17 protein-coding genes are annotated in these 20,261 nt (G+C 57.7%); 12 read left to right on the top strand and 5 right to left on the bottom strand.

Annotated elements, in window-relative coordinates:
- Positions 1-86: 86 nt before the first annotated feature.
- The 3 genes from mmuM to AC1V0D_RS10745 form a co-directional block, all read right to left on the bottom strand.
- Positions 87-1,022 (bottom strand): homocysteine S-methyltransferase, encoded by a 936-nt coding sequence (gene mmuM / locus AC1V0D_RS10735; protein ID WP_482907412.1) that lies wholly within the window; start codon positions 1,020-1,022, stop codon positions 87-89.
- Positions 1,012-2,421: an S-methylmethionine permease gene (gene mmuP, locus AC1V0D_RS10740; RefSeq protein ID WP_482907382.1), complete on the bottom strand. Its 1,410-nt coding sequence runs from the start codon at positions 2,419-2,421 to the stop codon at positions 1,012-1,014. Before mmuP ends, mmuM begins: the two co-directional genes overlap by 11 nt.
- A gap of 135 nt (positions 2,422-2,556) precedes the next feature.
- A complete protein-coding gene (locus AC1V0D_RS10745; RefSeq protein ID WP_009088560.1) occupies positions 2,557-2,892 on the bottom strand; it encodes a DUF2002 family protein in 336 nt (111 codons plus the stop codon).
- A 153-nt stretch (positions 2,893-3,045) separates the two neighbouring features.
- Between AC1V0D_RS10745 and AC1V0D_RS10750 the strand changes: the two genes are divergently transcribed.
- The 8 genes from AC1V0D_RS10750 to emrB all read left to right on the top strand — a co-directional run bounded on the left by AC1V0D_RS10750 (position 3,046) and on the right by emrB (position 11,665).
- Entirely contained in the window at positions 3,046-3,363 is a 318-nt protein-coding gene (locus tag AC1V0D_RS10750) for a DUF883 family protein (protein WP_009088558.1), read from the top strand.
- 298 nt (positions 3,364-3,661) lie between these two features.
- The gene (gene nrdH / locus AC1V0D_RS10755; RefSeq protein ID WP_337026004.1) at positions 3,662-3,904 is read left to right on the top strand and encodes a glutaredoxin-like protein NrdH; all 243 of its coding nucleotides are present in this window, start codon (positions 3,662-3,664) and stop codon (positions 3,902-3,904) included.
- Positions 3,905-3,908: 4 nt separating this feature from the next.
- Positions 3,909-4,322 (top strand): class Ib ribonucleoside-diphosphate reductase assembly flavoprotein NrdI, encoded by a 414-nt coding sequence (nrdI, locus tag AC1V0D_RS10760; RefSeq protein ID WP_482907383.1) that lies wholly within the window; start codon positions 3,909-3,911, stop codon positions 4,320-4,322.
- Positions 4,292-6,430, top strand: a complete 2,139-nt coding sequence (nrdE, locus tag AC1V0D_RS10765) for a class 1b ribonucleoside-diphosphate reductase subunit alpha (RefSeq protein WP_482907384.1) — start codon at positions 4,292-4,294, stop codon at positions 6,428-6,430. Before nrdI ends, nrdE begins: the two co-directional genes overlap by 31 nt.
- An 8-nt stretch (positions 6,431-6,438) precedes the next feature.
- Positions 6,439-7,398: a class 1b ribonucleoside-diphosphate reductase subunit beta gene (gene nrdF, locus AC1V0D_RS10770; protein ID WP_009088550.1), complete on the top strand. Its 960-nt coding sequence runs from the start codon at positions 6,439-6,441 to the stop codon at positions 7,396-7,398.
- Between the two features lie 855 nt (positions 7,399-8,253).
- Complete coding sequence (gene mprA / locus AC1V0D_RS10775; RefSeq protein WP_003850381.1) at positions 8,254-8,784, top strand: transcriptional repressor MprA; 531 nt, start codon at positions 8,254-8,256, stop codon at positions 8,782-8,784.
- A gap of 153 nt (positions 8,785-8,937) precedes the next feature.
- Positions 8,938-10,113 (top strand): multidrug efflux MFS transporter periplasmic adaptor subunit EmrA, encoded by a 1,176-nt coding sequence (gene emrA, locus AC1V0D_RS10780; RefSeq protein ID WP_482907385.1) that lies wholly within the window; start codon positions 8,938-8,940, stop codon positions 10,111-10,113.
- A gap of 16 nt (positions 10,114-10,129) precedes the next feature.
- The gene (emrB, locus tag AC1V0D_RS10785) at positions 10,130-11,665 is read left to right on the top strand and encodes a multidrug efflux MFS transporter permease subunit EmrB (RefSeq protein ID WP_046102406.1); all 1,536 of its coding nucleotides are present in this window, start codon (positions 10,130-10,132) and stop codon (positions 11,663-11,665) included.
- Positions 11,666-11,701: 36 nt separating this feature from the next.
- On the opposite strand, the gene AC1V0D_RS10790 is transcribed toward emrB, so the two are convergent.
- Entirely contained in the window at positions 11,702-12,874 is a 1,173-nt protein-coding gene (locus AC1V0D_RS10790; RefSeq protein WP_058957956.1) for a tRNA/rRNA methyltransferase, read from the bottom strand.
- Between the two features lie 159 nt (positions 12,875-13,033).
- Between AC1V0D_RS10790 and trxC the strand changes: the two genes are divergently transcribed.
- From trxC to pssA, 4 genes are all read left to right on the top strand, one after another.
- Positions 13,034-13,453 (top strand): thioredoxin TrxC, encoded by a 420-nt coding sequence (gene trxC, locus AC1V0D_RS10795; protein ID WP_009088541.1) that lies wholly within the window; start codon positions 13,034-13,036, stop codon positions 13,451-13,453.
- A gap of 81 nt (positions 13,454-13,534) precedes the next feature.
- Positions 13,535-14,212 (top strand): tRNA-uridine aminocarboxypropyltransferase, encoded by a 678-nt coding sequence (locus AC1V0D_RS10800; protein WP_046102408.1) that lies wholly within the window; start codon positions 13,535-13,537, stop codon positions 14,210-14,212.
- A gap of 125 nt (positions 14,213-14,337) precedes the next feature.
- Positions 14,338-16,995 (top strand): bifunctional acetate--CoA ligase family protein/GNAT family N-acetyltransferase, encoded by a 2,658-nt coding sequence (locus tag AC1V0D_RS10805; protein ID WP_482907386.1) that lies wholly within the window; start codon positions 14,338-14,340, stop codon positions 16,993-16,995.
- Between the two features lie 117 nt (positions 16,996-17,112).
- Positions 17,113-18,468, top strand: coding sequence for a CDP-diacylglycerol--serine O-phosphatidyltransferase (gene pssA / locus AC1V0D_RS10810; RefSeq protein ID WP_154927807.1), 1,356 nt, complete (start codon positions 17,113-17,115; stop codon positions 18,466-18,468).
- A gap of 153 nt (positions 18,469-18,621) precedes the next feature.
- Here pssA and AC1V0D_RS10815 read toward each other — a convergent pair whose 3' ends face one another.
- Positions 18,622-19,911 carry an MFS family transporter gene (locus AC1V0D_RS10815; RefSeq protein ID WP_350769768.1) on the bottom strand — a complete coding sequence of 430 codons (1,290 nt, stop codon included), beginning with the start codon at positions 19,909-19,911 and terminating at the stop codon, positions 18,622-18,624.
- Between the last annotated feature and the right edge of the window lie 350 nt (positions 19,912-20,261).

The following is a 20,261-nucleotide window of genomic DNA, read 5'->3' on the forward strand; positions in this document are numbered from 1 at the left end:
AGAGGGGGTCCACAGAGTGATCAGTGATCAGAGTGTAGTCTCCCCTCTCCGCCTCAATCGGGCTATCATCGCCCGATTCCGGCAGCTTATTGCGGTTGACAAGTGCGGGCGATGGCCGCGATGTCGCCAGGTGAGGTGCGGCAGCAGCCGCCAATCAGCCGGGCACCCGCCTGTTGCCACTCGGCCAGCTTGTCATGCAGGGTGCAGCCCGACGGCGCAGAATGCCAGGTTTTGCTGCCGGCATCATACTGCTCGCCGGAGTTGGGATAGACCACCAGCGGTTTGTCGGTCAGGGTCTGCAACTGCTGCAGGGCGGGCGTTACGCTCTCCAGCGCCACGCAGTTCACCCCCAGCGCTACTACCTGTGGCTGCTGATTCAGCCAGCTCACCACCTCTGCCAGCGGCGTGCCGTCGCTGATGTGTCCGGCGTCACGCAGCGTAAACGAGAACCAGGCGCGGGCGTCAGGGAACTCAGCCAGCAGTTTCACCAGCGCCTGCGCCTCGGCAAAGGAAGGCAGGGTTTCACAGGCCAGCAGATCGGCTCCTGCCGCCAGCAGCGCCTGCACGCGCGGGCGGTGGAACGCCATCATCACCGCTTCCGGCAGCGCATAATCCCCGCGATACTCCGACCCGTCCGCCAGGAAAGCGCCATAAGGCCCCACCGAGCCTGCCACCAGCAGCGTTTTCGCATCGGGCCGCACCGCCAGATAGTCGTGACGGGCGCGCTGTGCCAGTTCAACACTGCGGGCGATCAGCGCCAGGGACTCATCCTCACTCAGGCCACGCGTGGCAAAGCCCTGCGGGGTCGCCTGGTAGCTGGCGGTGATGGCGCAGCAGGCACCCGCCACAAAGTAGTCGTAGTGCACCTGATAGATCAGCTCAGGATCCTCCATCAGCACTTTGGCCGACCACAAGGCATCGGCAAGCTGACAGCCGCGCGCTTCCAGCTCGGTGGCCAGCGCGCCATCCAGAATCAGCAGCGGTGACTCTGTTAAAGCCTGCGCGACAGGGTTATACGACATCATTGGCCTCCTCAGGCTTCGGGGATGATTTGTGGGTCAGATGGTACGCGGCGTAGCAGAACAGTACAAACGGGATGCCACACCACAGGGCGATGCGCTGTGTCGGATCAAACGCCAGGCCGACGCACGCCAGCAGGCAGAGCAGAAAGCCGAGGACAGGCGTCAGCGGATAGAGCGGCGCGCGGTAGGCGAGATCGGCCAGCGATTTGCCCTGCTGAAGGTGACGGCGACGGAACACAAAGTGTGAGGCACAGATGCTGAGCCAGACCGCCACCACTGCAAAGCCGGAGATGGCCGACAGCGCCACAAATACCGTGTCAGGCGCGACCACACTGGAGATCAGCGCCAGCAGGCCGCCGATCATGCTGACGGTCAGCGCCAGCAGCGGCACGCCGCGCCGGTTCACCTTCGCAAAGGCGCGTGGCAGCGTGTTCTCATTAGCCAGCGACCAGAGCATACGTCCCGACGCATAGAGGCCGGAGTTGGCCGCTGACAGAATGGCCGTCAGGATCACAAAGTTGATGATGTCCGCAGCCCAGGGCACACCGATCTTTTCAAACACCAGCACAAACGGGCTTTTCACAATACCGGCCTGATCCATCGGGATCAGCGCCGCCAGCACCAGCACCGTACCGATAAAAAAGAGGATCAACCGGGCCACCGTGGTGCGAATCGCCAGCGGCAGCACCTTCTGCGGCTGCTGGGTTTCACCGGCGGCAATCCCGATCAGCTCGGTGCCGGAGAAGGCAAAGTTCACCGCCACCATGGTCATCAGGATAGGCAGCACGCCGTTGGGCAGCCAGCCGTGCGCCGTGAGGTTACTCAGACCGGGTGCAGGCGTGCCATCTTTCATCGGGATAAAGCCAAACATCGCCGCCGCGCCGAGCAGGATAAAGGCGATGATGGTGACCACCTTGATCAGCGAGAACCAGAACTCCCCTTCGGCGAAGAAGCGGGCAGAAACCACGTTCAGCAGATAGATGGCGCAGCAGAATACCAGGCACCAGCCCCATACCGGCACCTGCGGGAACCAGTACTGCATACAGAAGCCCGCCGCCGTCAGGCTGGAGCCCAGCGCCACCGTCCAGGTCAGCCAGTAGAGCCAGGCCACGGTGTAGCCGGTCGCCGGACTGAGATAGCGCGCCGCATAGACGTGGAACGCGCCCGTTTCCGGCATCGCCACCGACAGTTCACCCAGACAGACCATCACCAGCCAGACCACCAGCGCCCCAATCAGATAGGCGAGCAGCGTACCTGCGGCCCCGGTGGTGGAGATGATATAGCCGGTGTTGAAAAAGAGGCCGGTGCCGATGACACCGCCCAGCGATAGCATCACCAGATGGCGGACTTTCATGGTGCGTTTAAATTGTTGCTGCGGGGAAGTTGGCTGTTCGCTCATCAATTTTATCCGTATGGACGTCTAAACATCTATAAGGGACAAATTTATACGCGTCACAGCCGGGAATTGCAACGGCAGGAGAACAGGGAGCGGGGTCATGCGCGTCAGTGCCCCGTCGCCGCGGGGCCTGATGCCTCAGCCGAAAACGCTCTGAATGTAGCGTTCCAGCGCCATGCGGGAACTGAATCCGTGCGGGATGCCGTAATGTTCCTGTGAATCACCCGCCAGGTAGAGAGGGAATTGGGTGTAGTGATCGCAGGTTTTCATTTCAGACGCCGGCTCAGCGAACGGCTGGCTCTTCTCTTTCAGGGTCGGATGAATCACTAATGCCATGCGCCCCATACGCGCTTCGCGATTCACATAGACATAGTTTTCCCCCCGGCGATAGCCATAGGCCCGTGGGGTAATCTGATCCATTTCGAAACCCGCTTTTTCCAGTACGCGCGCTACCTCATCTGGTCGTAAATACATGCTCGATCCTCTCCTCTTTCAAAAGCTTCGCAACCTTACATCAGCATGACAGAGCGGGCATTCGGAATTTTCCCTAAAGCCCCCTCCCGCGTCTCGTTTATCTCAAGGTCGTCTACACTAGTATTACGTTTTTAAATCAAAGGGAGCCAAAAAATGTTTAATCGCACTGTAAAAAACGATGACATTGATATCAATCAGGACGTTAACGAACTGGCCGATTCACTGGAAGCGCTGTTGAAATCTTACGGCAGTGATGCCAAAGACGAAGTGGACTCTGCCCGCAGTCAGGCAGAAAAACTGCTGAAGCAGACCCGTTCTAAACTGAATGGTGGCAGCAACCGTGTGACCCAGGTTGCCCGTGATGCCGGTGCACAGGTTGATACCTATGTACATGATAAGCCGTGGCACGGTGTCGGTATCGGTGCCGCTTTCGGTATCGTGGTGGGTGTCCTGCTGGCCTCACGCCGCTAAGCGCGAAAAATCTTCTGAGCCCTGCCCCGTGCGGGGCTTTTTTTTGCCTGTCATCCGGCCCGTAAAATTTACAAAAGATTTTTTCCGCGTCGCAGGGCGCACGCCTGCTGGCTTTGGCCGTGTTGCGCAAATGCAAATCATAAAACCCTATATCTGGTGGGCTTGACCACCAAAACCACTACATCTAGTATTTAACCCATCAGTCTGACACACGATGTCCGCCAGAATGAAGCCCGTAAATCAGGCGGGCGGCGTTATTGCCGGGCACCCGAACCGCATACAGAGGGAAATACGAATCATGCGCATTATTATTTACACTAAAGATAACTGTGTCCAGTGCAATGCCACGAAGAGTGCGATGGATCGTCAGGGTCTGACCTATCAGCTCATCAATCTCGACAGCCAGCCCGAGGCGATCGACAACCTGAAATCTCTCGGTTATCGCCAGGTGCCGGTGGTGATGGCGGATAACGATCACTGGAGCGGCTTCCGCCCGGACAAAATCGCCTCCCTGCGCGCGCTGTCCGCTGTCGGGGGATAAGCATATGTTCCCGCTGGTCTATTTTTCCAGCCAGTCGGAAAACACCCACCGGTTTGTGACGCGCCTTGGCCTGCCAGCCCGGCGCATCCCGCTTGATGCCCGTCAGACGCTGCATATCGACCAGCCCTATATTCTGGTCGTGCCCAGCTATGGCGGTGGCAGCAGTCGCGGTGCCGTACCCGGTCAGGTGATTCAGTTTCTTAATGATGAGGCCAACCGGCGGGAAATCCGTGGCGTCATCGCCGCCGGCAACCGGAACTTCGGCGCCGGTTACTGCATGGCGGGCAGCATCATTGCAAAAAAATGTCAGGTTCCCCTGCTCTATCGTTTCGAGCTGATGGGAACCCCGGACGACATCGCGAACGTTAAAGCGGGAGTAACCCAATTTTGGCAACAACAGACACCCTCAACGGCGTGACGCTCGACTATCACGCGCTCAACGCCATGCTCAACCTCTATGACGCGGAGGGGCGCATCCAGTTCGACAAGGATCGCGAAGCGACCCGTCAGTTTCATCTGCAGCATGTGGAGCCGAACACGGTGAAGTTTGCCAGCTGCGCCGAGCGTTTACGCTATCTGGTGGCGGAGAGCTATTACGAAGCTGAGGTGCTGAACCAGTACGATTTCGACTTCCTGCTTGCGCTGCATGAAGTGGCGGAGACGTGGGGATTTGAGTTCAAAACCTTCCTGGGCGCCTGGAAGTACTACACCAGCTACACGCTGAAGACCTTCGACGGCAAACGCTATCTGGAAACCTTTGAACAGCGCGCCTGCATGGTGGCGCTGACGCTGGCTCAGGGCGATGAAACCCTGGCGCGGGCGCTGCTGGAGGAGATCCTGAGCGGCCGCTTCCAGCCTGCCACTCCCACCTTTCTCAACTGCGGCAAGCAGCAGCGCGGCGAGCTGGTCTCCTGCTTCCTGCTGCGCATTGAAGACAACATGGAGTCCATTGGCCGTGCCGTGAACTCCGCGCTGCAGCTCTCAAAGCGCGGCGGCGGCGTTGCTTTTTTACTCTCCAACCTGCGTGAGTCCGGCGCGCCCATCAAGCGTATCGAAAACCAGTCGTCGGGCGTCATCCCGGTCATGAAGATGCTGGAGGATGCCTTCTCCTATGCCAATCAGCTGGGCGCACGTCAGGGCGCGGGCGCGGTATGGCTGAACGCGCACCATCCCGATATTTTCCGCTTTCTCGACACCAAGCGCGAAAACGCCGATGAGAAGATCCGCATCAAGACCCTGTCGCTGGGCGTGGTGATCCCCGATGTCACCTTCCGGCTGGCGAAAGAGAACCAGCCGATGGCGCTGTTCTCGCCCTACGATGTTGAGCGCATTTACGGCCAGGCCTTTGGCGATATCAGCATCAGCGAGAAGTATGACGAGATGCTGGCCGACGATCGCATCCGCAAAACCTGGATTCAGCCGCGTGACTTCTTCCAGACGCTGGCCGAGATTCAGTTTGAATCGGGCTACCCCTACATCATGTATGAGGACAGCGTGAACCGCAGCAATCCGATTGCCGGTCGCATCAATATGAGCAACCTCTGTTCAGAGATCCTGCAGGTGAACAGCGCCAGCGAGTACTTTGATGATCTCAGCTATCGCCGGGTCGGCAAAGATATCTCCTGCAATCTTGGCTCACTCAATATTGCCCACGCCATGGATTCCCGCGACCTGGCGCGCACCGTGGACGTGGCGGTACGCGCCCTGACCTCGGTGTCGATGATGAGTGAGATCGCGTCGGTGCCGTCGGTCGCCGAAGGAAACCGGCGGTCGCACGCTATTGGCCTGGGTCAGATGAACCTGCACGGCTATCTGGCGCGGGAAGGCATCGTCTACGGTTCGCCGGAAGCGCTCGATTTCACCAACCTCTACTTTTACTGCATCACCTATTACGCGCTGCGCACCTCTAATCAGCTGGCACAGGAGCGTCAGCAGACCTTCGACGGTTTTGCTGATTCGCAGTACGCCAGCGGCGTCTATTTCGACAAATATCTGCAGCGCGAATGGCTGCCGCGCACCGAACGGGTGGCAAAACTGTTTGCCGACGCCGGCGTGATGCTGCCGACCCGGGCGGACTGGCAGGCGCTGCGCGATGCGGTAATGCAGCACGGGCTGTTTAATCAGAACCTGCAGGCGATCCCGCCGACCGGTTCGATCTCCTACATCAACCACGCCACCTCCAGCATCCATCCGATTGTTTCGCCGATCGAGATCCGTAAAGAGGGCAAAACCGGACGCGTTTACTATCCCGCGCCGTTCATGACCAATGAGAATCTGCATCTCTATCAGGATGCGTATCAGATTGGGCCGGAAGCGATTATTGATACCTATGCAGAAGCGACTCAGCACGTTGATCAGGGGCTGTCGCTGACGCTCTTTTTCCGCGACGACGTCACCACCCGTGATATCAACAAAGCACAGATTTACGCGTGGAAGAAAGGCATCAAAACGCTCTATTACATTCGACTGCGCCAGATGGCGCTTCAGGGCACGGAGGTTCAGGGCTGCGTCTCCTGCTCCCTGTGATAAAAACTATGCAACTAAAACAGATTCAGGCCATTAACTGGAACCGTCTTCAGGATGAGAAAGATCTTGAGGTCTGGAACCGCCTCACCAGCAACTTCTGGCTGCCGGAGAAAGTGCCGCTCTCCAACGACCTGCCTGCCTGGCAGACGCTGGATAAACAGCAGCAGCAGCTGACCATCCGGGTTTTTACCGGTCTGACGCTGCTGGATACCATTCAGAACGTGATCGGTGCGCCGGGACTGATGGGCGATGCGATCACCCCGCATGAAGAGGCGGTGCTCTCGAATATCAGCTTTATGGAGGCGGTGCATGCCCGCTCCTACAGCTCCATCTTCTCAACCCTGTGTAACACGCAGGATGTGGATGCCGCCTATCAGTGGAGCGAAGAGAATGCGCCGCTGCAGAACAAGGCGCGCATCATTCTGGAACACTATCAGGCCGACGATCCGCTGAAGAAGAAAATCGCCAGCGTTTTCCTGGAGTCGTTTTTGTTCTATTCCGGCTTCTGGCTGCCGATGTACTGGTCGAGTCGCGGCAAGCTGACCAACACCGCGGATCTGATCCGCCTGATTATTCGTGATGAGGCGGTGCACGGTTATTACATTGGCTACAAGTTCCAGCAGGCGCTGGCGACGGTGGACGATCAGCGCCGCGAAGCGCTGCAGCAGTTCGCGTACGATCTGCTGCTGGCATTGTATGAGAATGAAGTGGCTTATACCGAAGCGCTGTATGGTGATGTCGGCTGGGTGGAGGAGGTGAAGACCTTTCTGCACTACAACGCCAACAAGGCCCTGATGAATCTCGGCTACGAGGCGCTGTTCCCGGCGGAGCTGACGGCGGTGAATCCGGCCATTCTGTCAGCGCTGTCACCCAACGCGGATGAGAACCACGACTTCTTCTCCGGTTCGGGCTCATCCTATGTGATGGGTAAGGCGGTTGAGACGGAAGATGAGGACTGGAACTTCTGATGGCGGGCAGGTCGTCCTGATCTGAAAGCGTTTCTTCATTCAGACGGCACCAAAACTCAAAGCGATGGGAGCATACGCCTGTAGCAAAGCATAGCGGGCCAGGGATGGCCCGCGCTGAGCATGCCATGGATGGCATCTTTTGCGTCTTTGCGAAAGGCGTATGCTTCCTGAGCCTATTCGCATAACGTCACCCGTAAATCCTCTACCGAGGTTTAAACCTCTTGTTATGACTGGTCTGGCCTGCTAATAAACATGCGTGTGAAATAGTTTTTTGAGTTATTATTAACCTCATATGATTATTAGCGAACGACACAGTTTATGCCTGCGCCCCGTCAGGGTCTGACGCCCGTTTCAGTGCTCCCGCTGTCGGTAGCCACCGGCCTCTGCGTGGCCAGCAACGACGACGTTCAGCCCCTGCTCATACGATTGCTCAGCACTCTTCCCTCTCTGTCAGCCTCGCCGGAGCACTCTGTCACGTCTCAGAGGGTGAAATCGGCCTGCCGGGTCGGGTGGGGGCCGCCGGATCGCATGCTGAACCCGAAAAATTCACTGAACTCTGTCCGGAAAGCGGATTGCATCTGGTCACAAATGGTTAGGTTTGTTATGGTTAGCAGCAAACCTATTCACTTCAGTTATTTTTCCTCGCGATATTATTAAATTTGCCCCCTTTTTGATAACGCTCTGGCACTGCGGCTGCCGCCGGGCGGACGGGTTTTTGACCCAGGGCCAGGGAATGGCCTGGAACACCTTTAATGGTGCAGCGTGCGTCGGTCAGCGATCACCTGCCGAAAAGTGACTACGCTTAGCCTGTCACCATAGTTATTATACAAGTTGCAATTAGTGAGGTTTTTTTTAATGGAAAGTTCGTTTACTCCCATTGAGCAGATGCTAAACATCCGTGCCAATCGCCATAAGGATTTTCCGTTACAGGAAATTATCCTGACGCGTCTCTGTATGCATATGCAGGGTAAACTGCTGGACAATCGTAATAAGATGTTGAAAGCACAGGGGATCAACGAAACCCTGTTTATGGCGCTGATCACGCTGGATGCTCAGGAAAATCACAGCATTCAGCCTTCGGAACTCAGCTCGGCACTCGGCTCGTCACGCACCAATGCTACGCGCATTGCTGATGAGCTGGAAAAACGCGGCTGGATTGAGCGTCGCGAAAGCGATCACGACCGCCGCTGCCTGCACCTGCATCTGACCGACAAAGGCATGGAGTTCCTGCGTCAGCTGCTGCCCCCGCAGCATCAGAGCCTGCAATATCTCTGGTCTTCTCTGTCGGTTGATGAGAAGTCGCAGCTGGAAGGGATTACCCGCAAGCTGCTTAATCGCCTCGACAAAATGGATGAAGATCAGCTGATCGCCTCACTGTCCCGCTGATAGCAATAAGTGCGACACAATCACCTGTCGGAATCGTTATTTTAAGTTCCTTTTTTATCTGGCCAGCGCTCAGTCGCTGGCTTTTTCGACTCGGGCGCCGGCGGACAGGGATCCCTGCCCCTCCCCGACTCAATGGAATACGTGGAGAAAGACATGAGTGCAACGGCAGAAGCACAAAGCCCGCAACCGTCAGCCAGCAACAAAAAGAAGAAGCGCAAAGGTGTGCTCATTGTGCTGGCGCTGATCTTTGTGCTGATTGGGATTGCCTGGGGTGTTTACTGGTTCCTGGTACTGCGCCATTTTCAGGAAACGGATGATGCCTACGTTGCCGGTAACCAGGTGCAGGTGATGGCCCAGGTCTCCGGCAGCGTCAATAAAGTCTGGTTTGAAGACACCGACTACGTCAAAAAAGGCGATGTGCTGGTTTCCCTGGATAAGACCGATGCCGAGCAGGCGTTTGAAAAAGCGCAGACGGCCCTCGCCACCAGCGTGCGTCAGACGCATCAGCTGATGATCAACGGTAAGCAGTATGAAGCCAGCATCACCCTGCAGCAGACCGCTCTGGCCCAGGCGCAGGCTGACCTGAAACGCCGGGAGCCTCTGGGTGCCGCTAATCTGATTGGCCGTGAAGAGCTGCAGCATGCCCGCGACGCCGTGGCGACCGCCAAAGCGCAGCTGGACGTCGCCGTTCAGCAATACAATGCCAATCAGGCGATGATCCTCAATACCACGCTGGAAAATCAGCCTGCGGTGCAGCAGAGCGCCGCTGAACTGCGTGACGCCTGGCTGGCCCTGCAGCGAACCGACATCCGCAGCCCGATGGACGGTTATGTCTCCCGCCGCAGCGTTCAGGTGGGTTCACAAATCTCCACCAGCACCCCGCTGCTGGCCGTTGTGCCGGCAACCAATCTGTGGATCGACGCCAACTTTAAAGAGACACAGCTGGCCGGCGTGCGTATTGGTCAGCCCGCTACCGTAGTCGCTGATATTTATGGTGATGATGTGGTCTATCACGGCAAAGTCGCCGGTCTGGATATGGGCACCGGCAGTGCCTTCTCGCTGCTGCCCGCCCAGAATGCCACCGGTAACTGGATTAAGGTGGTTCAGCGCCTGCCGGTGCGAATCGAACTGAATCAGGACGATATCGCCAGACATCCGCTGCGTATTGGCCTCTCAACGCTGGTGAAGATCGATACCACCAGCAAAGAGGGCATTACGCTGGCGAACAGTGTCCGGCAGCAGGCCGCTTACAGCAGCAACGCCCTGGCAATTGACCTTGCGCCGGTCAATAAACTGATCACCGATATCGTCCGCGCCAACGCCGGATGATGGCGCGGAGGCTGTAATGGCACAAAAACCGCTTGAAGGGATGCCGCTGGTCCTGATGACCGTGGCGCTGTCGCTGGCCACGTTCATGCAGGTGCTGGACTCGACCATCGCCAACGTGGCTATCCCCACCATTGCCGGGAACCTGGGCGCGTCTAACTCGCAGGGAACCTGGGTGATCACCTCGTTTGGCGTAGCCAACGCGATTTCGATCCCCCTGACCGGCTGGCTGGCCAAACGCATCGGTGAAGTGAAGCTCTTTACCTGGGCAACCATTCTGTTTGCTGTCGCCTCCTGGGCGTGCGGCATGTCAGAGAGCCTGGAGATGCTGATCTTCTTCCGTATCCTGCAGGGGATCGTGGCGGGTCCGCTGATCCCGCTGTCGCAAAGTCTGTTGCTCAGTAACTATCCGCCCGCTAAACGCAGTATCGCGCTGTCGCTGTGGGCGATGACGGTGATCGTAGCGCCGATCTGCGGCCCGATTCTGGGCGGCTGGATCAGTGACAACTATCACTGGGGCTGGATCTTCTTCATCAACGTACCGATTGGTGCGGTGGTGGTGATGCTGACGCTGCAGACGCTGCGAGGCCGGGAAACCAAAACCGAAATCCGCCCCATCGATACGGTCGGTCTGGTGCTGCTGGTCGTCGGGATCGGCTGTCTGCAGGTGATGCTCGATCGCGGGAAAGAGCTCGACTGGTTCAGCTCGACGGAGATCATCGTGCTGGGGGTAGTGGCCGTGATTGCGCTCTCCGTGCTGCTGGTGTGGGAGCTGACGGACGATCATCCGATCATCGACCTGTCGCTGTTTAAGTCGCGCAATTTCACTATCGGCTGCCTGTCGATCAGTCTGGCTTACATGCTCTACTTTGGCTCGATTGTGCTGCTGCCGCAGCTGCTGCAGGAGGTCTACGGCTATACCGCGACCTGGGCCGGTCTGGCCTCTGCGCCGGTGGGGATCATCCCCGTGATCCTGTCGCCGATTATCGGTCGCTTCGCCCACAAGCTCGACATGCGACGGCTGGTCACCTTCAGTTTCATTATGTATGCGGTCTGCTTCTACTGGCGCGCCTGGACGTTTGAACCGGGTATGGACTTCGGCGCTTCCGCCTGGCCGCAGTTTATTCAGGGCTTTGCCGTGGCCTGCTTCTTTATGCCGCTGACCACCATCACGCTGTCGGGCCTCCCCCCGGAGCGTCTGGCGGCGGCATCCAGCCTGTCGAACTTCCTGCGAACCTTTGCCGGGTCAGTGGGTACGTCGATTACCACCACCATGTGGACCAATCGCGAGTCAATGCATCACAGCTATCTGACGGAGTCGATTACCCCGTACAACGTCAACTCGCAGCAGATGTACAGCCAGCTGGAGGGCATGGGGATGACGCAGCAACAGGCGTCGGCCTGGATCGCGCAGCAGATCACTAACCAGGGCCTGATTATTTCAGCGAATGAAATTTTCTGGGCGTCGGCGGGGGTGTTTCTGATCCTGCTGGTGCTGATCTGGTTTGCCCGTCCGCCGTTTGGCGCGGGCGGCGGTGGCGGCGGCGCGCACTGATGAGACAAAGCAAAACGGGCCTTTCGGCCCGTTTTTTTATGCGTTCTGACGCCACCATTCGGCGAGCAGCACGCCGGTAGCAACCGAGACGTTAAGGCTCTCGACGTTGCCGGTGCCGCCAATCGACACGCTCATATCCCCCTGCTGAAACGCCGTGTCAGAGAGACCTTCGCGCTCCTGACCTAACACCAGCACCATTTTTTCCGGCAGCTCAGCCTGAGCCAGTGGCGTACCCTGATGACTGGAGGTGGTGACGATGGTGTAACCCGCTTTGCGAAACGCTTCCAGACCTTCACTGAAGGTGGCACCGCTGATCGCCTGCACATGCTCGGCTCCGCCCTCTGCGGTACGCACCGCCGCACCGGACTCCAGCAGAGAGGCGTCGTTGACCAGCAGACCCTTCACGCCAAAGTGCGCGCAGCTGCGCATGATTGCGCCGAGGTTATGCGGGTTGCTGACATCTTCCAGTGCCAGTACACAATCTTTGGCATTCGCCTGACCCAGCCACTCAGAAACCGCCATACCCATGCGCTTTTTGATCAGGAAGCAGACGCCGCCATGATGCTCAGTGCCGGAGGCTTTGGTGATCTCTGCATCTTCAACCACATGATAGGCTTTGCGGTTGGCCGCCAGCCAGCGCAGGGTTTCGCGGAAACGCGGTGTCACTTCCTGCACAAACCAGGCGCGGACAATCGCTTCCGGACGGCTCTGGAACAGGGCCTGACAGGCGTTCTCACCATAGACGCGCGTCTCTTCGTTACGCTGACGGCGAATCTGCTCCGGATCGACGAAGCTCTTGCCGCTGATGCCGCCATGATCCGGCTTGTCGCTTTCTGACGCCGCGGTGCGATCGGCAGAAGGCGCGCGTGACACGGTCCGCCATGGAGAGTCGCTGCTGCCGTAGCTACGATCGTCGGAGCGCTCGTTGCGACGGCCTGAACCCTCACCCGAGCGGCGTGGCGCACCCCGTCCGCCTTCGTCGCGGCGCGCTGAACCGCTGCGTCCGCTGTCGTCGCTGCGACGACCCGCAGAGCGGCCGCCTTCCTGGCTACGTTCTGTGCGGGAACCCGATGAACGACGATTATCATCCTGGCGGGCGGCAGCGTAACCACCTTTGCCTGTACGAGGATTAGATGTGCTCTTTTCATCCTCGCCACGCACGTACATCACCTTAACCTTACCGCTTTTGCCTTTAAATTCGTCGTTCATGTCTTCCTCCTGCATTGAGAGCGCGCAGATTACCTGATGTGCCGGCGCTTAGCTATCAACTATTGAACCTATAGAGCGATCCAGATTGAGGGTAAATCGCTCCCCTTTCATAATGGACAATAATTACCAGACTGACACTTTCCAACTTCAGAGGTTCCTATGAATACGGTATGCGCTTCCTGCCAGGCAACTAATCGCGTTCCCGAAGAGCGCCTTGCCGATGCGGCGAAATGCGGACGCTGTGGAAGCGAACTGTTCGACGGTGAAGTGGTCAACGCCACCGCCGCGACCTTCGACAAATATCTTCAGGACGACCTGCCCGTCGTGATTGATTTCTGGGCGCCGTGGTGCGGTCCGTGCGTCAACTTTGCGCCGGTCTTTAAAGATGTCGCCAGCGAGCGCAGCGGTAAAGTGCGTTTCATTAAAGTGAACACCGAAGCGGAACCGGCGCTGAGCGCCCGCTTCAACATTCGCAGTATCCCTACCATCATGCTGTTTAAAAACGGCGAGCGGGTCGACATGCTGAACGGTGCCATGCCCAAAGCGCCGTTTAACGAATGGCTGGACGAATCCCTTTAATCTTCCCAGGCCAGCCCGGCTGGCCTTTTCCTTTTCGCCTGCGCTTCGATTACACTGACGTTTTTCCTGCCCTGAATACTCATGTCTGATAATGCTGTTTTGCGCTTGCGCACCCAACGTCTCGCCCGCGCGACCCGTCCTTTCCTCGCGCGCGGAAACCGGGTCATTCGCTGCCAGGGCTGCCTGCTGCCCGAGGCCAGCTGTCTCTGCAGCCAGATCGTCCCGCAAGCCGCCCGCAGCCGCTTTTGTCTGGTGATGTTTGATACCGAGCCGATGAAGCCGAGCAACACCGGCCGTCTGATTGCCGATATTCTGCCCGACACCCAGGCCTTCGGCTGGTCACGCACCGAGCCCGATCCGCTGCTGCTGGCGGCTGTGCGCAACCCCGATTACCAGCCGCTGGTGGTCTTTCCGGCCAGCTATGCCGATCCGGGCCGGGAGGTGCTGACCTCGCCGCCCGCGCAGGGGAAACCGCCGCTGTTTATCATGCTGGATGGCACCTGGACCGAAGCGCGCAAAATGTTCCGCAAAAGCCCCTGGCTCGATGCCCTGCCGGTCATGTCGCTGAATGTCACTACCCCTTCGCGTTACACGCTACGCGAAGCCCATGGCGCAGGTCAGCACTGTACCGCCGAAGTCGCCGCGGCGCTGCTGGAGCAGGCGGGAGATAGGCTCGCGGCAGACGCGTTATCTCACCATTTTGATCGCTTTCGTGCCGCCTACCTGGCGGGCAAACCGCATCATGCCGGGCAGGATTAACCGGCCCCGCTTCTCACCGATTGTCTGAGGCCTGCGCGGCCGGATGCTCAGGCTGCGATCTGCCCGAAAGCACGGCCCGCAAAAAGCGTTTACAATCACGCAAATCCCGAACTCTGGAGGACGCGATGAGTCAACGTGGGCTGGAAGCGCTGTTACGACCTAAATCGATTGCGGTTATTGGTGCCTCGGTGACGCCGGGGCGCGCCGGCTACTTTATGATGCGAAACCTGCTGGCGGGCGGATTCAGCGGACCGGTGCTGCCGGTAACGCCGAAATATAAGGCGGTCAGCGGTGTCCTGGCCTGGCCCACCATCGACAGCCTGCCTTTCGCGCCGGATCTGGCGGTCATCTGCACCCATTCAAAGCGCAACCTTGCGCTGCTGCAACAGCTCGGCGAAAAAGGCTGCAAGGCCTGCATCATCCTTTCGGCCCCCGCCAGCCAGTCTGCTGAACTTAAAGCGTGCGCCAGTCAGTGGCAGATACGCCTGCTGGGACCAAACAGTCTTGGCCTGCTGGCCCCCTGGCAGGGATTAAATGCCAGCTTCTCACCGGTGCCGATAGCCAAAGGCCGACTCGCCTTTATCTCCCAGTCCGCCGCCGTCTCGAATACCATTCTCGACTGGGCGCAGCAGCGTAACCTCGGGTTCTCCTGGTTTATCGCACTGGGTGACAGCCTGGACACCGATGTCGACGACCTGCTCGACTTCCTGGCGCGCGACGGTAAAACCAGCGCCATTCTGCTCTACCTTGAACACCTCAGTGACGCACGCCGTTTCGTTTCCGCCTCGCGCAGTGCCTCCCGCAACAAGCCGATTCTGGTGATTAAGAGCGGTCGCAGCCGTGAAGCGCAGGCGCTGCTCGGCACCCACAGCGGCCTGGATGCGGCCTGGGATGCCGCCATTCAGCGTGCCGGGTTGCTTCGGGTGCAGGATACCCATGAGCTCTTCTCTGCGGTGGAATCGCTGAGTCATATGCGGCCGCTGCGGGGTGACCGGCTGATGATCGTCAGTAATGGTGCCGCCCCTGCTGCGCTGGCGCTGGATGAACTCTATGCCCGCAACGGCAAACTGGCACAGCTCAGCGAACAGACCCGTCAGCAGCTGGAGGCGCTGTTGCCCGCAGGCGCGGGCCGGGGCAATCCGCTCGACTTAAAGGATGATGCAACGCCCGCCCGCTATGCCGCCTGTGTGGAGATCCTGCTCGACAGTCATGACTTTGATGCGCTGATGATTATTCATGCGCCAAGCGCGGTTGCGCCCCCTACCGAAACGGCCAGCCACCTTATCGAAACCCTTGCCCGTCACCCGCGCGGTAAGCGGGTAACCCTGCTGACTAACTGGAGCGGAGAGTTCTCTTCGCAGGCGGCACGACGCGCCTTTACCCAGGCGGGAATCCCCACCTGGCGCACGCCGGAGGGCACCGTCACCGCGTTTATGCATCAGGTTGAATACCGGCGTAACCAGAAGCAGCTGCGCGAAACCCCTGCCCTCCCCGCGACGCTGACGCAGGATAGCGCGCATGTTCACCAGTTACTCTCCCAGGCCCTGGCGCGCGGGATCACGGCGCTGGATACGCACGAAGTGCAGCCGGTTCTTCAGGCATACGGGCTGACCACGCTGCCGACCTGGATTGCCAGCGACAGCGCGTCGGCCGTAACGATTGCCGACCAGATTGGCTATCCGGTCGCGCTCAAGCTGCGTTCACCCGATATCGCGCATAAGTCGGAGGTGCAGGGGGTGATGCTCTACCTGCGCAATGCCAGCGAAGTGGAGCGTGCCGCCGAAGCCATTTTCGATCGGGTCAGGCAGACGCTGCCGCAGGCGCGTATTGAAGGGCTACTGGTTCAGGGCATGGCAAGCCGTGCGGGCGCACAGGAGCTGCGGGTTGTGGTCGAACAGGATGCACTGTTTGGTCCGATCATCATGCTGGGCGAAGGCGGCGTCGAATGGCACGCTGACAAACAGGCCGCCGTTGCGCTGCCGCCGCTCAACATGACGCTGGCGCGCTATCTGGTGATTCAGGCGATCAAGAGCGGAAAAATCCGCAGCCGCAGCGCCCTGAATCCGCTGGATATCGCCGGGTTAAGTCAGCTGCTGGTGCAGGTCTCAAACCTTGTGGTCGACTGTCCGGAAATCGATCGGCTCGATATCCATCCGCTGCTGGCGGCAAGTAGTGATTTTACCCTGCTGGACGTCACCCTGACGCTGGCCCCCTTCCACGGTGACAATGAAGCCCGGCTGGCTATCCGCCCTTATCCGCAGCATCTGGAAGAGCAGGTCGAATTAAAAGATGGGCAGTTCTGCCTGTTCCGTCCCATCCTGCCTGAAGATGAACCCCTGCTGCGCGACTTTATCAGCCAGGTCACGAAAGAGGATCTCTACTACCGCTACTTCAGCGAAATCAATGAGTTTACCCATGAAGACCTCGCCAACATGACGCAAATCGATTATGACCGTGAGATGGCGATTGTGGCCGTGCGTCAGCATCAGGGACACCCTGAGATCATCGGCGTCACGCGCGCTATCTCAGATGCCGATAACATCGACGCCGAGTTCTCAGTGCTGGTGCGTTCAGACCTCAAAGGGCTGGGTATGGGGCGCCGCCTGCTGGAAAAGATGATCCGCTATACGCGCCATCACGGCTTGCAACAATTAAACGGTATCACCATGCCCCACAACCGCGGCATGATTACGCTGGCACGAAAACTTAACTTTCATGTTGATATTCAACTGGATGACAGTATTGTCAGCCTGAAATTGCCTTTACAGGAGGGGATCAACTAACCTTGTAGAGAAAGGTAAAAAAGGTTCGGGTCGACGGAGTTAATGTTATTATTTATGGTTATAACCCTGATTTGATGGCAAAAGGCCATGCAATGAACAGAGAAGAAGTGCACTGTGATGTTGTCTAAATTCAAACGTAATAAACACCAACAACACCTCGCACAGTTGCCGAAACTGTCACAATCCGTTGCGGATGTGTCGACACTTTACTCGCCTGCCGAATTTCGTGAGACGCTGCTGGAAAAAATTGCGGCAGCGCAGACCCGCATCTGTATCGTTGCGCTCTATCTGGAAAATGATGACGCCGGGCGCGCCATCATGGATGCGCTCTACCGTGCGAAGCAGGCGCGTCCGGAACTGGATATTTCAATTCTGGTTGACTGGCATCGTGCACAGCGTGGACGCATTGGTGCCGCGCGAGGCGTCACTAACGCTGACTGGTATTGCGAAATGGCGACCCGCCATGCCGACATTGCGATTCCGGTGTATGGCATCCCGGTTAATACCCGCGAAGCGCTGGGTGTGCTCCATCTGAAAGGCTTCATTATTGATGACACGCTGATCTACAGCGGAGCCAGCATTAATGATGTCTATCTGCATCAGCATGATAAATATCGCTATGACCGCTACCAGATCATCCGCAATGCTCAGCTGACCGATACCATGTATGCCTGGATCGATCTCAATCTCAAACCAGCAGAAGCGGTCAACCGGCTCGACGTGGCAGAACGCCCTTCCAGTCCTGAAATCAAAAATGAAACGCGTCAGTTTCGTCAGGATCTGCGTGGCTTTAACTATCAGTTCGACGGAAATGCGGGTAACGAAGAGCTGGCGGTCACCCCGCTGGTGGGACTGGGTAAGCATAGCCTGCTGAACAAAACGATTTTCCACCTGATGCCCTGTGCAGAGCAGAAACTCATTATCTGCACCCCCTACTTCAACCTGCCTGCGCTGCTGGTTCGCAATATCATTCATCTGCTGCGTCAGGGTAAGCAGGTTGAGATCATCGTGGGGGATAAAACCGCCAATGACTTCTACATCGCCCCCGATCAGCCCTTCAAGATCATTGGTGCACTGCCTTATCTCTATGAGATTAACCTGCGTCGCTTCCTGAGCCGCCTGCAATACTACGTCAGCAACGAACAGCTGGTCGTACGGTTGTGGAAGGATGGCGAGAACAGCTATCACCTCAAAGGAATGTGGGTGGATGATGAGTGGCAGCTGATCACCGGTAATAATCTCAATCCGCGCGCATGGCGACTCGATCTGGAAAATGCGGTGCTGATCCACGATCCGCATCAGGAGTTAACAGCCCAGCGTGAGAAGGAGCTGACGTTAATCCGGCAGCACACCACGGTGGTGAACCATTTCCGTGAACTCGAAAGTATTGCGGATTATCCGGCCAAGGTGCGGAAACTGATCCGCCGTCTGCGCCGGATCCGTATCGATCGCCTAATCAGCCGTATTCTTTAAAAGGTTGCCGCTCAGAGGCCGCACTATGTGAATCCTGCGGCCCGGAGCAGGCAAAGAGGGATATGAGAGCCGATCGGATGGCACAGATTCCGCCCGGGATGCCGCCGGTACAGCCAGCGGCATTGCCCCGCGAAATCTGAGCTAGTAATCGCGTCAGAGCCTGATTCCCTTCCCGCGCTTATGCAGTAACAGCGACACCACAAAGGCCACCGCCCCCATCGCGGAGACATACCAGAAGAAGGTTGTCTCAATGCCCTGCTTCTTCATCAGTAAGGCCACATACTCGGCCGACCCACCGAATATCGCATTGGCGACCGCATAGGAGAGTCCTACCCCCAGCGCACGCACCTGAGGCGGAAACATTTCGGCTTTAAGGATGCCGCTGATGGCGGTGTAGAAGCTGGTGATTAGCAGCGCCAGCATGATCAACACGAAAGCCACGCCGGGGCTCTGCACATTTTGCAGCAGCGTCAGGATCGGAACGGTACAGATGGCCGCGCCCGCGCCAAAAATCATCATTGAGGTACGACGGCCAATTTTATCTGACAGGGCACCAATAATGGGCTGGATCAGCATAAAGACCAGCAGTGCGCCGGTCATCAGGCCGCTGGCGGTCTTAGGATCCATCCCCGAGGTGTTAACCAGATACTTCTGCATATAGGTCGTGAACGTGTAGAAACTCAGAGAACCGCCAGCGGTGAAACCCAGCACCATCAGGAAGGGACGAGTATGATTGCGCAGCAACCCGATTACGCTTCCTGCATCGCGATGTTCACGGCTGGTTTTATCTGAGGTCTCTTCCAGCGATCGGCGCAGCCAGAGCGCAACAACGGCGAGCAGCGCACCAAGGAAGAACGGAATACGCCAGCCCCAGCTCCGCAGTTCTGCATCGGTGAGCAGAAACTGCAACACCACGACGGTGAGCACTGCGGCTAACTGGCCTCCGATCAGCGTGACATACTGGAATGAAGCGTAAAAACCTTTGCGCCCTTCCAGCGCAACTTCGCTCATGTAGGTTGCGCTGGTTCCATACTCGCCCCCTACCGACAGGCCCTGAAACATACGCGCCAGCAGCAGAATGACCGGAGCCGCCACACCAATGGTGGCATAACCGGGTAAGCAGGCGATCACCAGTGAGCCAAAACACATCATACAGACTGAAACCAGCATCGAATTTTTTCGGCCATGTTTGTCGCCGATATAGCCGAACAGCCAGCCCCCTATCGGACGCATTAAGAAGCCGGCCGCAAATACGCCCGCTGTCTGGAGCAGCTGGGTCGTGGTATCGCCCTGCGGGAAGAAAATGTGGGCAAAATAGAGTGAGAAGAATGAATAGACATAAAAGTCGAACCACTCTACCAGGTTACCCGATGACGCACCGACGATGGCCCAGATACGCTTTTTTGTATCATCCGTCTGCATTTTATTTGTTGTGGGTGTCATGCCTTACCTCTGTTCCTTGCTGATCAACAGCGTTTAAAGTATGAGTAAAGCATTTAAGTCCACGGAAGGTAAAGGCGGCCTAATCTGAGATTATTATTGTGAGCCGCATCGCTAATTATCGAAAAATCAGCGGTTTGCTGGCGATAAAGGCAGGGAAAATGGTGGGTCAGAAAGTGAAGGAATGCAGAGGATCAGTACCACATTTCAGTTTAAAACAGAAAAATTCAGACGTAAAAAAGCCCCGCACGTCGGTGCGGGGCTTCTTCACTTGTATAATGCCTGGCAGTTCCCTACTCTCGCATGGGGAGGCCCCACACTACCATCGGCGCTACGGCGTTTCACTTCTGAGT

Source organism: Pantoea sp. PA1 (assembly GCF_056856975.1).

What these genes read in the sequence shown, in the direction of transcription:
- nrdF (WP_009088550.1), top strand. Translation starts at nt 6,439, where the DNA reads ATGCAACTAAAACAGATTCAGGCCATTAACTGGAACCGTCTTCAGGAT.
- mmuM (WP_482907412.1), bottom strand. Translation starts at nt 1,022, where the DNA reads ATGTCGTATAACCCTGTCGCGCAGGCTTTAACAGAGTCACCGCTGCTG.
- AC1V0D_RS10800 (WP_046102408.1), top strand. Translation starts at nt 13,535, where the DNA reads ATGTCTGATAATGCTGTTTTGCGCTTGCGCACCCAACGTCTCGCCCGC.
- emrA (WP_482907385.1), top strand. Translation starts at nt 8,938, where the DNA reads ATGAGTGCAACGGCAGAAGCACAAAGCCCGCAACCGTCAGCCAGCAAC.
- AC1V0D_RS10805 (WP_482907386.1), top strand. Translation starts at nt 14,338, where the DNA reads ATGAGTCAACGTGGGCTGGAAGCGCTGTTACGACCTAAATCGATTGCG.
- nrdI (WP_482907383.1), top strand. Translation starts at nt 3,909, where the DNA reads ATGTTCCCGCTGGTCTATTTTTCCAGCCAGTCGGAAAACACCCACCGG.
- AC1V0D_RS10745 (WP_009088560.1), bottom strand. Translation starts at nt 2,892, where the DNA reads ATGTATTTACGACCAGATGAGGTAGCGCGCGTACTGGAAAAAGCGGGT.
- AC1V0D_RS10815 (WP_350769768.1), bottom strand. Translation starts at nt 19,911, where the DNA reads ATGACACCCACAACAAATAAAATGCAGACGGATGATACAAAAAAGCGT.
- pssA (WP_154927807.1), top strand. Translation starts at nt 17,113, where the DNA reads ATGTTGTCTAAATTCAAACGTAATAAACACCAACAACACCTCGCACAG.
- emrB (WP_046102406.1), top strand. Translation starts at nt 10,130, where the DNA reads ATGGCACAAAAACCGCTTGAAGGGATGCCGCTGGTCCTGATGACCGTG.
- nrdH (WP_337026004.1), top strand. Translation starts at nt 3,662, where the DNA reads ATGCGCATTATTATTTACACTAAAGATAACTGTGTCCAGTGCAATGCC.
- mprA (WP_003850381.1), top strand. Translation starts at nt 8,254, where the DNA reads ATGGAAAGTTCGTTTACTCCCATTGAGCAGATGCTAAACATCCGTGCC.
- trxC (WP_009088541.1), top strand. Translation starts at nt 13,034, where the DNA reads ATGAATACGGTATGCGCTTCCTGCCAGGCAACTAATCGCGTTCCCGAA.
- AC1V0D_RS10790 (WP_058957956.1), bottom strand. Translation starts at nt 12,874, where the DNA reads ATGAACGACGAATTTAAAGGCAAAAGCGGTAAGGTTAAGGTGATGTAC.
- mmuP (WP_482907382.1), bottom strand. Translation starts at nt 2,421, where the DNA reads ATGAGCGAACAGCCAACTTCCCCGCAGCAACAATTTAAACGCACCATG.
- AC1V0D_RS10750 (WP_009088558.1), top strand. Translation starts at nt 3,046, where the DNA reads ATGTTTAATCGCACTGTAAAAAACGATGACATTGATATCAATCAGGAC.